Genomic DNA, 14,020 nt, shown 5'->3' on the forward strand with positions numbered 1-14,020 from the left:
CGGTCGGCTCCGCGACCTCCTCGATGCGCGGATCGTCGACGGTGTGACCCTCGGTGAGGCCGGCGAGGCCCTGAACGCGTCGCCCACCTACCTCGTGCGGGCGTTCACCCGCGAGTACGGCATCCCACCACCGATATCTGGTCGGGCGCAGGATCGACGTGGCGCGTCGCCTGCTCCTCGCGGGTGTGCCCGCGGTCGACGTCGCGACCGCCAGCGGCTTCCACGACCAGGCGCATCTGCACCGCCACTTCCGGCGGTTCCTCGGGACGACACCGGGCCGGTTCCGGGCGTAGCGGCTACTCCGCGAGGTCGACCGTCGGCAGCGCACCGAGAACGGCGAACGCGCCGAGACAGGGCTCGACGTCGCCGACGATCGTCCACGCGCGCAGTTGTGCGGCCGAGCGGCGGGAGACCAGCGCGCGGGCGAGATCGGCGTCGCCCGCGGCGATCACGACGGCGGGGTCACCGTCGGCCGAGCGCCAGTTCCAGTGGTGACCGCGCAACTCCACCGTCGGCAGGTCGCCGAGTCGGTCACCGAGCCGACCGGCGAAGCGGTCGCGCACGTGTCGGAAGGCGTCGGTGTCGGTGGCACCACGGATGCGCAACGCGCCCCGCAGATCCTGCTCGTGGATGGTGATGTCGGTGACCGGCCGGTCTCCCGACTGCCGCAGGTGGTCGCACATGGGCCCGGTGAGGCCGCGCCACTCGGCGATCAGCTCGGCGACGTCACGGTCGCGCCGGGACGCGACCTGCGCGGCGGTCCAGTCCGCGTCGTGGTCGTCGGGCTCGTGCCCCGCGACGACGTCGGCGCCGATGCCGACCATGTGCGACAGCAGGTCCCGGACGGTCCAGTCCGGGCACGCCGGCACGCGCGACTCGACGGCTCGGCTGCTCGCGGCCCCCACCAGACCGATCACCCGCTGCTGCGCGGCCGTCCACTCCGTCACCGCGTCGAACGTCACCGCGTCCACCGTCGTCACCTCCGTGTCGGTCGACGGGGCGCGACGCCCGCCGAGGTCGCCCGGCTGTGCCGGGCACTGATCGCCGAGCGTAGAACGCGTGCCCCTCTTCGCCAGAAGCGCAGTTCCCGACCGGTGCCCTCTAGCCGGTGCCGGCACCCGTCGCCACGTCGATGAGGACCGCGGCGGCGTCGCGCGCATGGCCCGCCGCCGACGGGTCGCCGGTGATGGCGGACGTGGTCTGGGCACCCTCGGCCAGCAGCACCAACTGCCGGGCCAGCGCGGGCGGCGCACCGATGTCCGCCACGAGGCCGTCGACGTAGACCTGGAACGACTCCTTGTGGTCGCGGGCAGCGCGCGCCACCCGCTCCGAGGTGCCCCCGAGCTCCCCGAACGCGTTGATGAACGCGCATCCGCGGAAATCGTCGGTGGCGAACCACGTCGCGAGGAAATCGAAGATCCCGAGCAGCTTGTCCGGCCCCGCCTGATGCCGCGCAACGGCCTCGTCCACGCCGCGCTCCCACATCGCGTGTCGGCGGTCCAGCACCGCGAGCACGATGGCGTCCTTGCCGTCGAACTCGGAGTAGAGCCGCTTGAGCGACACACCGGCGGCGGCCCGCAGCTCGTCCATCCCGACCTGCTGGATCCCGCGTTCGTAGAACAGGCGGTCGGCGGTCTCGACGATCGCGTCCCTGGGCTCTCCGGTCACGGTCATCCGGCCATCCTACTTGACGAGAGAACGACCGTTCTATATCGTCGGACCCGTCGGGAGAACGGACGTTCTCCCGCAGGCGTCGATCGAAGGAGAGATGGCATGGGATACGTCACCACCGTGGGCACGGAGAACTCGGCCCCCATCGAGCTCTACTACGAGGACCACGGCAGCGGTCAGCCGGTCGTCCTGATCCACGGGTATCCCCTCGACGGTTCGTCCTGGGAGAAGCAGACGCAGGCGCTCCTCGACGCCGGCTATCGCGTCGTCACCTACGACCGACGCGGCTTCGGGCGCTCGAGCCGCCCGACCATCGGCCACGACTACGACACCTACGCCGCCGACCTCAAGGCGGTCCTCGACACCCTGGACCTCAACGACGCTGTCCTCGTGGGCTTCTCGATGGGCACCGGCGAGGTGGCGCGCTACCTCGGCAACCATGGGTCGAGCCGCATCAGCAAGGCCGTCTTCCTCGGGTCGCTGGAGCCGTTCCTGCTGCAGACGGACGACAACCCGACCGGTGTCCCGCAGGACGTCTTCGACGGTCTCGCCGACGCGGTGAAGTCCGATCGCTACGCGTTCTTCACGAACTTCTTCCAGAACTTCTTCAACACCGACGACCACCTGGGCAACCGACTGTCGCAGGAGGCGCTCGACGCGAACACCCAGCTGGCCTACAACGCGTCGCCGTACTCCTCGATCCACGCCCAGCCGACGTGGCTGACCGATTTCCGCGGGGACATCCCGAAGATCGACGTCCCCGCGCTGATCGTGCACGGCACCGCGGACAACATCCTGCCCATCGACGCCACCGGCCGGGAGTTCCACAAGGCACTCCCCGATGCCGAGTACGTCGAGATCGAGGGCGCACCGCACGGCCTGCTGTGGACGCACCACGACGAGGTGAACAAGGTCCTGCTCGACTTCCTCGGCAGGTAACCCCCGGATTCGCGCGGCCGAGAACGGCGCCGCGTGCAGCAGCGGTACGTCCGCTCACCGGCCGCACCCGTGACCCGGGTGCGGCCGGTTCGGCGTTTGCCGACGCCGTCGCCGGGGAACAGTGGTGGGCGTGTCCCACCGTGAGGCGATCAGCGAGACGACCCTGGGTGCGTGGCTGTTCAAGGGCAACAGCGGCCGGTGGGACATCGTCGGTGCGATCGACGACGGCCTGTCGACGGTCGAGAGTCGGTGTGTCGTCGACAACTACCGCAGCGCGATGATGCGTCGTGGCCAGCGCGCCGTCCTGTGGGTCAGTGGACCGGCGTCCGGGCGGGCGCCGCGCGGTCTGTGGGGGACCGGCTGGATCACCGGGTCTGCCGTCCCCGACGGCGACGGGCAGCTCGTGGTGCCCACCGACATCACCCTCCTCGGTCCGGACGACCGCCTACGCGCCGACGACCTGCGCGAGGTCCCCGCTTTGAGCACCCTCGAGGTCCTCCGCGTGCCCGCGGGCAGCAACCCGTCCTGGATCGACGTCGACCAGTTCGCCGCGCTGCGGGATCTGCTGCCGCCCTGGCCCACCCGTCCCCGGTGAGCTGTGGTCACCGCCGTGGCGGGTTGCCCAGCTGTCGTTGGACGATCCCGCCGAGCACGTCGCCGACCTGTGCGACGAATGCCTGACGGACCCGGGGATCACCCGCGATCGTGCCGACGTCGTTGGTCGAACACCCCGTCCGGGCCGGCTTTCCGTCGAGCCGGTCGTTCAGCCACAGCATCGCCGCGAGGAAGCCCACCACCGCGAGTGAGATGTGCTCGCTGAAGTGGTCGCGCAGGTATTCGACGCGGGCTCCGGGCGCCGCGCAGTAGGTCCGGACGAGTGCGTCGACCGGCCCCACCGGCGCGATCCAGTCGGGGTGGGACTGGTAGACGAACAGCGGCATCGTGGGCACCGTCGAGCCCAGCTTCAGCCGACCGAGGACGCGTCTCGGCACGGGCTGGTCGAGCGGGTCGCCGGGACCGACGAAGAGACCCTTGATGTCGACGAAGGGTGCGAGCGTGGCCTGATACGCCAGGCACAGTGGGTTCTTCGCCGACAGCAGCGCACGTCCGAGCGGATTCACGCGGGCAGCGATGAACCGGGCGAGCTCCGGGTACTCGCGGCTGACCCCGATGATCCCGGCCATGATCAGCCCGGACCCGAGGTTCCGGTTCGCCAGGTCCACCAGCGCGCGGATGTCGGCCGGGACCCCACCCTCGGCGGCCGCGGTGATGTGCAGTTCCGGGGCGTAGCTCTGCTGCAACTCGGCGGCCCACCCCGTCGCGATCGCTCCGCCCGAGTAGCCGATCATCCCGATCCGCGCGTCGGGCGCCAGCCCGAGTGGCGTGAACGACCGTGCGGCGCGGATGCCGTCGAGCACGATGCGACCGGCGAGAGGCCCGGCCGCGAACGCCGACTGCGGGCCCTCGTGGTCGGCGACCACCACCGATGACCCCGTCGCGAGCAGCGACGCGATCTGCAGCACCTCCAGGGACGAGTCGACCGACCCGCTGACCGGGCCGGGGACCGAACCCTGTTGCAGGACATAGGACGGCGCGCAGTACTGCGCCGTCGAGTCCTCCGCCGACTGCCACGACACGAGACGCCGTGTCTTCGCAGGGTTCGTGCCCCGGGGTGTGATGAGGGTGGCGACCGCGGGAATCGGTGCGCCGCGGGTGTTCGTCGAGCGATACGAGACCTGCCAGGCGTCGACCGCGATCGGCACCACGGAGAACGCGGCGAGACTGATCCGGCGGGCGGCCAGGATCTGACCGGGCTGAGCGGACGCCACCTGCCCGGCGGGCGGTGCGTAGAAGCGCGGGTCCAACTCCGGGGGCAGCGGGACGGTCCCGAACGGCGGCGGCGGCGCGATCGACGGGGGCGACGGTTGTGGCGCCGCGGTCGCGACCGGGGCCAGCAGTCCGCTCGTGAGACCCGCGCACACCGCCGCCACGCCCAGGCACCGCGCGAACCATCTCCGCTGTCGTCGACCCCGCACGAGACACCCTCTCGACTATTGTGAGACACCGGCGTCTCACTGTCGGGCGAAGCTACCGCAGGGTGAGCCACGCCACAAGGGCCGGGGGGTCAGATGCGGATGAAGGCCAGCAGGATCTGGGCCAGGACGTCGACGATCGCCTCGACGTCGGGCCGGTCCGGCCCGTCGGTGCTCCAGCGGTGGACGACGGCGGTCAGCGCACCGACGAAACCGATTGCGCGATAGGAGTCCTCGACCGCATCGCCCGCCGGTCGTCCCACGTAGTCGCGCACGGCCGAACCGAGGAAGTCGACCCACACCTCGCGGCCGGCCAGCCGGTGGTCCTCGACGCGGGGGCTCACGCCGACGATCTCCACGAAGACGATCGCCGCCCGGCGGCGGTCCGTGCCGATGGACCGCATGAACGCCGTCATCGACACCCGCGCGAGCGTCGGTACGTCGTCGGTCGCGGCCGCAGCGAGATCGGCGCCGACCTCAGCGCGCGCCTGAGCCTGCACCTCGTCGTAGGCGGCGAGCAGCAACGACTCCCGGTCGGTGAACTCCTCGTAGAACTGCCGCCGCGACAGGCCGGCCTCCCGGCACAGGGCGGTCACGGAACTCCCCGCGTACCCCGAGGTCCCGAACACCTCGATCGCCGCGTCGACGAACCGGCGCCGCCGCTCCGCACGCCGATCCGCCACCGACCGACCCGCATAGGTGCGGGTGGAGCCGGCGTCGGTGGTCACGACTCGAGGCGGCGTGCGCGCAGTTCGTGACCCTTCGAGGTCAGGCAGCGACCGGTCGGCAGATCCCAGGACCACCCGTGCAGGTTGCAGGTCAGTTTCTCGCCCTCGATGACGCCGAACGCCGAGAGGTCGGCCTTGAGATGCGGGCAGCGTCGCTGGATCTCCCAGCCGTCCTTCTCGATCGACGCGGTGTCGTCGTGGGCCTCGGAGAACCAGCCGTCGGCGTACGCGATCCGTTCTGCGGTCAGGCATTTGAAGAACGTGTAGAGGAACTCGTTGTAGCCGCCGACGCGCCAGGTGGTGAAGCGTGTCGACAGGAAGATGGTGTTCACCCAGTCGGGCTCACCGTCGCGCAGGACCGTGCGGACCAGCTCGGGCGCGATGCGGAACCCGTAGCGGTACTTGCCCTCTCCCTCCTTGGGCTCGCGGACGATCCGGTTCGGGAAGTCGAGGACGACGGTCTCCTCGCCGATCACCAGGCCGACCGGGTACCCGATCCCGTCGGAGATGAGGTCACTGGCGCCCATGATGGGCTCGAACAGCTCGCGCAGCGCGGGCAGCAGTGGACCGGTGTCCTCCGTGGCCCACGTCGCCTTCTCGGCGGCGATCACCGGCGCGAACTTCTCCGCCATCCGCTCGAGGTAGGCGGCCTTGTTCTCGCCGAACACCTCGTCGGGCGCGTAGGGGTGCTCGATCGAGACCAGTTCGGGGCCGGTGAGATCCACCGTCGACCCCGAGACCATCATCAGACCGCGGTGCTTCGTGCCGTCGTCGGTGCCGTGCTCGAGCATCTGCTCCAGGAACGTCGCCTGGTCGGGGAAGATGCTCGTCGGCCGGCCCTTGTCGTCGACGTCGCCGGTGTCGTTGAGGTACCGCAGCTCGTCGTCGAGGAACATCGGCGGGCCCGCGGACGGGACGACCCAGGTGGCACCGACCTGCTCGATGTAGGACCGTGCCCGGTCCATGCCGCGCTGCCGCTTCTGCGCGGCGAAGTTCGCCTTGGTGCGCTTGGGGATGTCGTAGACCATCGGGTACCAGATGGCACCGGAGTACTGCAGCAGGTGGATGTCGACGTGCCCGAACGCGTCGTGGATCACCGACAGGTCGACAGGGCGCGCGTCGTTCATGTTGAAACACGTGGTCTCGCCGTCGGAGACGACGAGACCCGAGTCACCGATGGGGCCGTCGGCCGGAGCCCGCAGCGCCACGATCATCACCTCGAGGCTGCCGCGATCGGTCGAGACGGTGGTCTTCACCGAGTCCTCGGTCTCGACGAACCGGTGGAACCCGAGCGCCTCGAGTTCGCGGCGCAGATCCGGCACGGGGTAGTCGGGCAGGAGGACCTGGGCGTCCTTGTTCACGTTCTCCGCGAGGTTGCGCGCGTCGAAGTGATCGCGGTGCAGGTGCGAGACGTAGAGGAAGTCGCAGTCGCCGAGAGCCGCCCAGTCGAGTTCGGAGTTGTCCGGGAACGGGAACCACGACGCGAAGTACGCGGGATTGACCCACGGGTCGCACAGGATCGTCCCGGCCGTCGTCCGGATGTGGAACCCGGCGTGTCCCACGCTGGTGACCTGCACGTGTACCCGTCCTCTCGTGTGGTCGGCTGTTCACCGCGAGGATAGTCGCGGCCCCCACCACGACCCGAGACGTGCAGGTGAGACCGCCCACTAGGGTGGTCGGCGTGGAACCCGCCTACGACACCGTCATCGCCGTCGCCCGTTCGATGTGGGCGCTGCAGGGACTGAAGTTCACCGTGAACGGCGCCGAGAACATCCCCGACGACGGCGGCGCCGTGGTCGCGATCAACCACACCGGCTACATGGACTTCACCTACGCGGGCCTGCCCGCGTTCCTGCACAACCGCCGCAAGGTCCGGTTCATGGCGAAGAAAGAGGTCTTCGACTCGAAGGTCAGCGGGCCGATCATGCGGGCGCTGCGGCACATCCCCGTCGACCGCGAGGCCGGGTCCGACAGCTACAAGGCCGCGGTGGACTACCTGCGCCGCGGTGAGCTCGTCGGGGTGTACCCCGAGGCCACGATCAGCCGCAGCTTCGAGATCAAGGACTTCAAGTCCGGCGCGGCGCGTATGGCGCTCGAGTCCGGCGTGCCGATCGTCCCGCATGTCATCTGGGGCGCCCAGCGGGTGTGGACGAAGGGACACCCCAAGAACATGGGCCGGTCGAACGTCCCCATCCACATCACCGTCGCCGATCCGATCGCCCCCGAGGGCGACCCCGACAGCCTCACCGCGCGTCTGCACGAGGTCATGGTCGAGACCCTGCGCCGCACGCAGGAGGGCTACGGGCCCCATCCGGCCGGCGAGTTCTGGGTCCCCGCCCGGCTCGGGGGGTCGGCGCCGACGCTCGAGGAGGCGAACGCCGCCGACGCCGAGGAGGCGGCGGAGCGGGCACGCCGTCGCGCGGAGCGCAACCAGTAGCGGTGGCCGTGCGGCGCGACTAGACGACGTCGAGGGCTGCGCGGTCGCCGCCGGCCCGCTTGGCCGCGTACATCAGGGCGTCGGCGGTGCGCAGGGCGTCACGGAAGTCGTCGGCCGCACGGTACGACGCCGAGGGGGTCTCGAGCACGGCGGCGCCCACGCTGACGGTGAGACCCATCGCCGAGTCGGTGTCCTCGGGGACCGGGATCCGCAGCGCCGGCGCGATCGCGTCGACCTGCGCGCGGAGTTCGTCCGCGGACCCGCTGAGGATGACCATGAACTCCTCGCCGCCCGTCCGGCCCACCACGGCGTCGTCCGGGGTCGCCTGCGACATCGCGCCCGCCAACCGCTGGAGCACGACGTCGCCGGTGTCGTGCCCGTAGGTGTCGTTGACGACCTTGAAGTCGTCCACGTCGACCACCACGATCGCGATGGCGTGGCCGAGCGCGCGTGCCCGGCTCCACGTCTGTTCCAGCGACGCCTCCACCCCGCGACGGTTCCGCAGCCCGGTCAGCGGGTCGCGCACCGACTGCCGCGCATCCGTGGACAGCAGTGCCCAGGCGACATGCGACGCGACCGGCGCACCGCAGACCGCCATCAGCATCGCCACGGCACCCGACCCCACACCGAACAGGTCGACGACATCGGTACGGGCGACGCGCCATGCCGAGAGCGCGATGAACCAGAAGGAGAAGGTCAGGTGCGCGATCAGCCACCGCGAGCTGACGAAGTACACGCAGATGGTGCTGTTCAGGGCCAGCAGCACGCAGCCGAACGCCCCGTCGAGCGGTGGGAGGGTGAGCATCACCGCGGCGACGCCGACGTCGCCGAAGACGAGCAGCCCGACGAAGTAGGCGCGGGCACGTCGCGTGGTCCGCGGCATCCGCACCCGCAGGATCCCGACGGCGACCACCGCCTGCATCGCGAGGATCACCAGGGTGAGGGCGGTGCCCCAGTCGCCGCGGGGACCGCGGGAACTCAGCAGGGCGAGCACGGATGCCAGGGCCATCATCACGGTGGCGAAGCTCAGGACCGCACGGAGTTGGTGGTTCAGCGGCCGCATCGAGTGGTGGTGGACGATCCACAGGTAGTCGTGCGGCGCGGTCAACCAGTAGCGGAACGCCCGCGGCCAGTCGCCGGACCCCAACCGCAGGGTGTGGGGACGTGACGTCAGCGGATGAGATCGGAACACGACTGAGCCACCCCTACCGTTCGTACGCACCCGTCCCCCGACCCGTGCCCGATCATCATCTCTCACGCCGGCTCGACGATGTGAGAGCGGTCACCGCGGGAGCGTTTCGCCCCGTTCCCACCGTCCATCGCCGTCCATCGCCACCGCGACCGAGGGCCTCGATACCCTGGTCGCATGGAACCGGTCTACCGGTCGTTGGAGATCGCGGCGCACACCCTGACCCGTCTCCAAGGCGTGCGACTGCAGGTTGTGGGCGAGGACAACGTCCCCCGCAAGGGTGGTGCGGTGATCGCGGTGAACCACACCGGCTACGTCGACTTCCTGCCCGCCGCCCTGGGCGTGTACCGCGCCGGGCGGCGCGTCCGCTACATGATCAAGTCGGAGATGATGGACAACCGCGTGGTGCGCTTCCTCATCGAGCACACCCACACGGTCCCGGTGGACCGTTCGGCCGGCGCGCAGGCCTATGCGACCGCCGTCGACGAGCTGCGCGAGGGCTACCTGCTCGGGGTCTACCCCGAGGCCACCATCAGCCGCAGCTTCGAGCTGAAGGACTTCAAGACCGGTGCGGTGCGCATGGCGATGGAGGCCTCCGTCCCGATCGTCCCGTGCGTCGTGTGGGGGGCGCAGCGCCAGTGGTCCAAGGGGACGCGCCGCCGCATGGGGCGCGCGAGGATCCCGATCAGCGTGCGTTTCGGTGAACCCCTGACCGTCGCCACGGGCGCGGATCCTGTCGCCGAGACGGCCCGCCTCAAATCCGTGATGACGCAGATGCTCGACGCCGTCCGCGCCGAGTACCCGGACCATCCGCGCGGCGCCGACTGGGTCCCCGCCGCGATGGGTGGGTCCGCACCGACACCGGCGGAGGCGCACGAGATCGAGATCGTGGAGGACCGGGAGAAAGCCGCCGCCCGCGCGGCACGACGAGCGGAGCGGGACGCGTGAGCGCACGCGCCTTCGGGCCGCCGTCGTTGATCGTGAGCGACGTGGACGGCACCCTCATCGACGACGACGGGACGGTGCGTCCGCTGACGCGGCGCATGCTCGCCACCGCCGCGGACCGCGGGGTGCCGTTCGTCCTGGCGACCGGCCGCCCACCCCGATGGGTGGACGAGATCGCCCGACAGATCCCCCACGCCACCTACGCCGTCTGCGCGAACGGCGCGATCGTCTACGACATCGTCCACGACTCGGTCCTGCACGCCTCGACGCTGAGCACGTCGGCGCTCGCCGATCTCGCGGAGGCCGCGCGCCGCGAGTTGCCCGGATGTGGGCTCGCCGCCGAACGGGTCGGTGACCCCGGTGACGACGCGGCGAGTCCGACGTTCGTCGCCGACCCCGGATACGAACACGCCTGGCTCAACCCCGACCACATAGAGGTCGGCGACGACGAGGTGATCGCCGCACCCGCGGTGAAGCTGCTGATCCGCTCGTCGTCGATGCGCAGCGGTGACATGGCCGATCGGATGCGGGCCGCGGTCGGCGATCGCGCGGCCATCACGTTCTCCACCGACAACGGTCTGATCGAGCTCGCGCTGCCCGGCATCGACAAGGCGAGCGGCCTGCGCATCCTCGCCGACATCGCGTCGCTGCCGACCGACGCCGTCGTCGCGTTCGGGGACATGCCGAACGACGTCGAGATGCTGCGGTGGGCGACCCGCGGCGTCGCCATGGCCAACGCGCACCCGCAGGCGCGTCACGCGGCCGACGAGGTCACGACCGGCAGCAACGACGAGGGCGTCGGCCGGGTGCTGGCGCGGTGGTTCCTCTAGGCCGACACCAGGGCGGATACGGACTTCTCGGACATGACCCTGACATGGACACCCGGGGGCCTCTACGTCACACTGGTGTGATGGACATCGCACAGGACCGTCGAAGCATCGTTCGTTCCGTGGCCGGGGGGCTCGCCGCGACAGCGGCGGTTGCAGGACTCGTCACCGTGGGGGCAGGCGCCGCGGGCGCCGCGCCCGCCACCGGCGAGGGGCTGTACACCAAGACCTTCACGTCGCGGTACTACCCGACCCCGCAGAGCGCCGTGATCGGCGCGGAGATCAACCTCTACCTGTTCAACTCGGTGCGCCTCAACGGCAACCAGGCCTGCGCCGAGCAGCCCAACCCGGTCGTCAAGCTGGACAAGCCGGTCGGCTGGACCGCGACCATCACCGCGATCTGCCTGACCGACGTCGGCACCGCGCGCTCCGGCGCCCCCGTCACGAACTGATCCGACCCCGCGTCACCGCGCCTACAGCCAGAACGCCCCGCACACCGTGCGGGGCGTTCTCGCGTGTGTGGGAACCCCGGTGACGCTCAGTCGTCGACGAGGCCGAGACGCTCGGCGCGGTGCAGGACGGACTCCGCCCGCCCGAGCAGGGGCAGATCACTGCCGTCGTAGACGCTGCCGCCGCCCAGACGGGAGACCGTCGTGCGGGCCTGGTCGATGTCCTCGCGGGACGGGCCGAGGAGTTCGTTGACCCGGGCGGCGTGGTCGGGGACCAGGCACAGCCGGCCGGTCATGCCCATGCTCACCGTCACCCGGGTCTCGGTGTCGAGCCGGTCGGAGGCGTTCTTCAGCGTCGGCCCGTCGATGGGGCCGGGCAGGCCGGCGGCGCGGGAGGCCACGACGAGACGTCCGCGCGCGTAGGCCAACGCCATCGGATCGGCGGAGACGCCGGTGTCACGACGGAAGTCGCCGAGCCCGAAGGCGAGCCGGGAACACCCGGGGTGGCGGGCGATGTCGAGTGCGTTCTCGATGCCGAGCGCCGACTCGATCAAGGCGACCACCGGGACCCGCGCTCCGAGCCGGCCGATTGTGGCGGCGACCTCGACGGCGGACTCGGTCTTGGCCAGCACGACGCCCGCGAGACCCTCCGCACCGGCGATCGCGGTCAGGTCGGCGGACCAGTCGGGCGACCCCGACGGGCTGACGCGGACCCACGCACTCTCGCGGCCCAGCCAGGAACGGACGGCGCGACGGCCCTGGGGACGGAGGTCGGCGGCGAGACCGTCCTCGAGGTCGAGGATCACGGCGTCGGCGGAGGAGGTCAGCGCGGCGTCGATCGCGTCCTCACCGTCCGCGCGTCCGGGGACGAGGAGCCAGGAGCGCGCCACGTCCGACGGCGGACGGTGCGCGGACGCACGGGTTCGGGGGTACTCGGCGGCAGCGGTCACAGATCACACCTTCTGGGTCGACGTGACCTCGATCATCTCGGTGTGTGTCGCCGCGGGGAAGCTTGTGCTCATTATGTTCACATCGTGCGTTTCGCCCGCGGGGTGTCAGCCGCCGATCGCGTCCTTCGCGGGGAAGCCGAGCACGGACTCCGCGCCCTTCGAGACGAAGTCGGTCAGAGCCGATCCGGTCAGCGCGTGGGCGCCGGTGTCGGGGCTGAAGTAGACGGTGCCGTTGGCGAACTTCTGCATGGCGCCGCCGACGAGCGTGATCACCGGGGACAGGACCTGACCCAGCACGCCCTTCGGCCCACCGAGTTCGGCGATCTTCGCGTCGATCGCCGCGATGGCCGCGGTCAGGAACTGCGTGGTCGCGTTCGAGGCGATGCCGCCGATGCCCTGGGTGATGGTCCCGACGACACCGGAGCCGGCTCCCGTCGACGGTGCCGGGGCGGACGTCGACGGGGTGGTACCCGCGGGGGCCGACGGTGTGGTCGGGGTCGTGCCGCCGCCGATCGCCTTCGTGATCGCGTCGAGCACGGACGGGAGCAGGCCGCCGGAGACGTCCGAGGCCACCCCGCCGAGCGGCGATCCCGCACCCGGCGTCGCTGCGCCCACACCGCCGGACGGAGCGACGATCCGCGGCTTCGGCTGCCCCTGCACCGTGAACCACGCGGACTTGAGCTGGAGCTTGCTGCGGACGTCGTCGCCGGTGGCCTCCACGGTCCGGCTGCTGCCGGAGATGCGGACCTTCGTGGCGCGGCCGTTCTCGGCGCCGAGCCCGTTGGCCTCGATGACCGCGATGTCGCGCAACGCGCCGACGCCGAAGGCCGAGGCGATGCTCCCCGCGCTCACGGTGGCGGTCCAGTTGTGGTTCGGCGACTCGGTGTCGCCGTCGTCGACGACAGCGGGGAAGTTGATCCCCGCGGAGTAGCCGCCGGTCGACGAGGAGAACTCGGTGAACGCGGGTTGTCCGCCGACGACGCGGATCTGGCCGGCGGTGGCGTCCGCGGCGGAGTTGGTCCGGGGGTCCTCACCGGAGGCGCCGCCGTAGACCTGCGACATCATCGTGTCGTCGATCTTCTTGCCCTTGGCGATCGCGGCGAGAGCGTAGGTCCGTGCCGCGACGGCCTGGGCCTTCAATGCCTCCGCGCCTCCCTCGTCGGCCCAGCGTGCGGGGCTCTCGCGAGGTGTCACGCCCTTCACGTAGTCGTCGATGCCGACGATGTTCACCACGCGGCCGCCGTCGAGTCCGACGGAGCCGCGGTAGGCGGTGTTGTTCCCGCAGAAGCGGAGCAGTTCGTTCGCGGGGCGGTTCGCCCCGGCGGTGATCGGGTCGACCACGGGCTTGGCCAGCGGCACGGTGCGGACCACGCCACCACCGCATCCCGCCGTCACCGTGGCAGTGGACCCGGACAGGCGAACTGCCTGTCCGGGCGCCACCGTCTGGCCACCGACCCTCATCCCGGCGTCCGCGCGGACACTCGCCGTCGACTGCTGTGTCAGGGTCACCGACACCGGCGTGTTGTCCACCTTCCCCGCGGAGGTACCGCCGTAGTAATGGGCGAGGATCTGGTCGTACTTCCACCCGCGCTTGGCGTAGCCGAACGCGCCGTACTGGCCCATCCCGCGGCCGTGGCCGAAACCGTGGCCGATCAGGGTGACCGTGTTCCCGACCGACAGGCTGACGCTGTCGTCGACGGTGCGATCGGCGATCTGGATCCCGGTCGCGACGGCGCCGACGACGAGCGCGGGTGCCAGGCCGAGGCCCACCCAGCCCAGCCGTGAGCGGTCGGTGGCTCGTCGTGCCATCGGCGGGGGTCCTCACGGTCGGGGGCGGAACCCCTGGGACGTT

The 14,020-nt window shown here is 70.8% G+C and carries 15 protein-coding genes; 7 read left to right on the forward strand and 8 right to left on the reverse strand.

Annotated elements, in window-relative coordinates:
* Positions 1–158: 158 nt before the first annotated feature.
* Positions 159–293 (forward strand): helix-turn-helix domain-containing protein, encoded by a 135-nt coding sequence (locus tag LX14_RS08330; protein ID WP_253646754.1) that lies wholly within the window; start codon positions 159–161, stop codon positions 291–293.
* 3 nt (positions 294–296) lie between these two features.
* Here LX14_RS08330 and LX14_RS08335 read toward each other — a convergent pair whose 3' ends face one another.
* The gene (locus tag LX14_RS08335; RefSeq protein WP_253646755.1) at positions 297–980 is read right to left on the reverse strand and encodes a maleylpyruvate isomerase N-terminal domain-containing protein; all 684 of its coding nucleotides are present in this window, start codon (positions 978–980) and stop codon (positions 297–299) included.
* Positions 981–1,101: 121 nt separating this feature from the next.
* Positions 1,102–1,674 carry a TetR/AcrR family transcriptional regulator gene (locus LX14_RS08340; RefSeq protein ID WP_253646756.1) on the reverse strand — a complete coding sequence of 191 codons (573 nt, stop codon included), beginning with the start codon at positions 1,672–1,674 and terminating at the stop codon, positions 1,102–1,104.
* Positions 1,675–1,773: 99 nt separating this feature from the next.
* On the opposite strand from LX14_RS08340, the gene LX14_RS08345 reads away from it, so the two are divergent.
* Positions 1,774–2,610, forward strand: coding sequence for an alpha/beta fold hydrolase (locus LX14_RS08345; RefSeq protein ID WP_253646757.1), 837 nt, complete (start codon positions 1,774–1,776; stop codon positions 2,608–2,610).
* Positions 2,611–2,740: 130 nt separating this feature from the next.
* Positions 2,741–3,205 carry a hypothetical protein gene (locus LX14_RS08350; protein ID WP_253646758.1) on the forward strand — a complete coding sequence of 155 codons (465 nt, stop codon included), beginning with the start codon at positions 2,741–2,743 and terminating at the stop codon, positions 3,203–3,205.
* 7 nt (positions 3,206–3,212) lie between these two features.
* Here LX14_RS08350 and LX14_RS08355 read toward each other — a convergent pair whose 3' ends face one another.
* The 3 genes from LX14_RS08355 to LX14_RS08365 all read right to left on the reverse strand — a co-directional run bounded on the left by LX14_RS08355 (position 3,213) and on the right by LX14_RS08365 (position 6,948).
* Positions 3,213–4,607: a lipase family protein gene (locus LX14_RS08355; RefSeq protein WP_301283482.1), complete on the reverse strand. Its 1,395-nt coding sequence runs from the start codon at positions 4,605–4,607 to the stop codon at positions 3,213–3,215.
* Positions 4,608–4,735: 128 nt separating this feature from the next.
* The gene (locus tag LX14_RS08360) at positions 4,736–5,371 is read right to left on the reverse strand and encodes a TetR/AcrR family transcriptional regulator (RefSeq protein WP_253646760.1); all 636 of its coding nucleotides are present in this window, start codon (positions 5,369–5,371) and stop codon (positions 4,736–4,738) included.
* Entirely contained in the window at positions 5,368–6,948 is a 1,581-nt protein-coding gene (locus LX14_RS08365) for a Rieske 2Fe-2S domain-containing protein (protein ID WP_253646761.1), read from the reverse strand. Before LX14_RS08365 ends, LX14_RS08360 begins: the two co-directional genes overlap by 4 nt.
* Before the next feature lie 104 nt (positions 6,949–7,052).
* Between LX14_RS08365 and LX14_RS08370 the strand changes: the two genes are divergently transcribed.
* A complete protein-coding gene (locus tag LX14_RS08370) occupies positions 7,053–7,808 on the forward strand; it encodes a lysophospholipid acyltransferase family protein (RefSeq protein WP_253646762.1) in 756 nt (251 codons plus the stop codon).
* Between the two features lie 19 nt (positions 7,809–7,827).
* Here LX14_RS08370 and LX14_RS20940 read toward each other — a convergent pair whose 3' ends face one another.
* Positions 7,828–9,000: a GGDEF domain-containing protein gene (locus tag LX14_RS20940; RefSeq protein ID WP_253646763.1), complete on the reverse strand. Its 1,173-nt coding sequence runs from the start codon at positions 8,998–9,000 to the stop codon at positions 7,828–7,830.
* Between the two features lie 174 nt (positions 9,001–9,174).
* Here LX14_RS20940 and LX14_RS08380 point away from each other — a divergent pair, with 174 nt between their 5' ends.
* The 3 genes from LX14_RS08380 (at position 9,175) to LX14_RS08390 (ending at position 11,221) form a co-directional block, all read left to right on the forward strand.
* Complete coding sequence (locus tag LX14_RS08380) at positions 9,175–9,945, forward strand: lysophospholipid acyltransferase family protein (protein ID WP_253646764.1); 771 nt, start codon at positions 9,175–9,177, stop codon at positions 9,943–9,945.
* A complete protein-coding gene (locus LX14_RS08385; RefSeq protein WP_253646765.1) occupies positions 9,942–10,772 on the forward strand; it encodes an HAD family hydrolase in 831 nt (276 codons plus the stop codon). The genes LX14_RS08380 and LX14_RS08385 overlap by 4 nt, the downstream gene beginning before the upstream one ends.
* Before the next feature lie 80 nt (positions 10,773–10,852).
* The gene (locus LX14_RS08390) at positions 10,853–11,221 is read left to right on the forward strand and encodes a hypothetical protein (protein WP_253646766.1); all 369 of its coding nucleotides are present in this window, start codon (positions 10,853–10,855) and stop codon (positions 11,219–11,221) included.
* 86 nt (positions 11,222–11,307) lie between these two features.
* Here LX14_RS08390 and LX14_RS08395 read toward each other — a convergent pair whose 3' ends face one another.
* Complete coding sequence (locus tag LX14_RS08395; protein WP_253646767.1) at positions 11,308–12,168, reverse strand: HpcH/HpaI aldolase/citrate lyase family protein; 861 nt, start codon at positions 12,166–12,168, stop codon at positions 11,308–11,310.
* 105 nt (positions 12,169–12,273) lie between these two features.
* On the reverse strand, positions 12,274–13,977 hold the full coding sequence (locus LX14_RS08400) for a SpoIID/LytB domain-containing protein (protein ID WP_253646768.1): 1,704 nt from the start codon (positions 13,975–13,977) through the stop codon (positions 12,274–12,276).
* Between the last annotated feature and the right edge of the window lie 43 nt (positions 13,978–14,020).

Source organism: Williamsia deligens (assembly GCF_024171765.1).
In the GTDB taxonomy this organism is placed as follows: domain Bacteria; phylum Actinomycetota; class Actinomycetes; order Mycobacteriales; family Mycobacteriaceae; genus Williamsia_A; species Williamsia_A deligens.

Bases quoted from the DNA above. Each gene is read 5' to 3' on its own strand.
- LX14_RS08400 (WP_253646768.1), bottom strand. From the start codon at position 13,977: ATGGCACGACGAGCCACCGACCGCTCACGGCTGGGCTGGGTGGGCCTC.
- LX14_RS08380 (WP_253646764.1), top strand. From the start codon at position 9,175: ATGGAACCGGTCTACCGGTCGTTGGAGATCGCGGCGCACACCCTGACC.
- LX14_RS08345 (WP_253646757.1), top strand. From the start codon at position 1,774: ATGGGATACGTCACCACCGTGGGCACGGAGAACTCGGCCCCCATCGAG.
- LX14_RS08340 (WP_253646756.1), bottom strand. From the start codon at position 1,674: ATGACCGTGACCGGAGAGCCCAGGGACGCGATCGTCGAGACCGCCGAC.
- LX14_RS08390 (WP_253646766.1), top strand. From the start codon at position 10,853: ATGGACATCGCACAGGACCGTCGAAGCATCGTTCGTTCCGTGGCCGGG.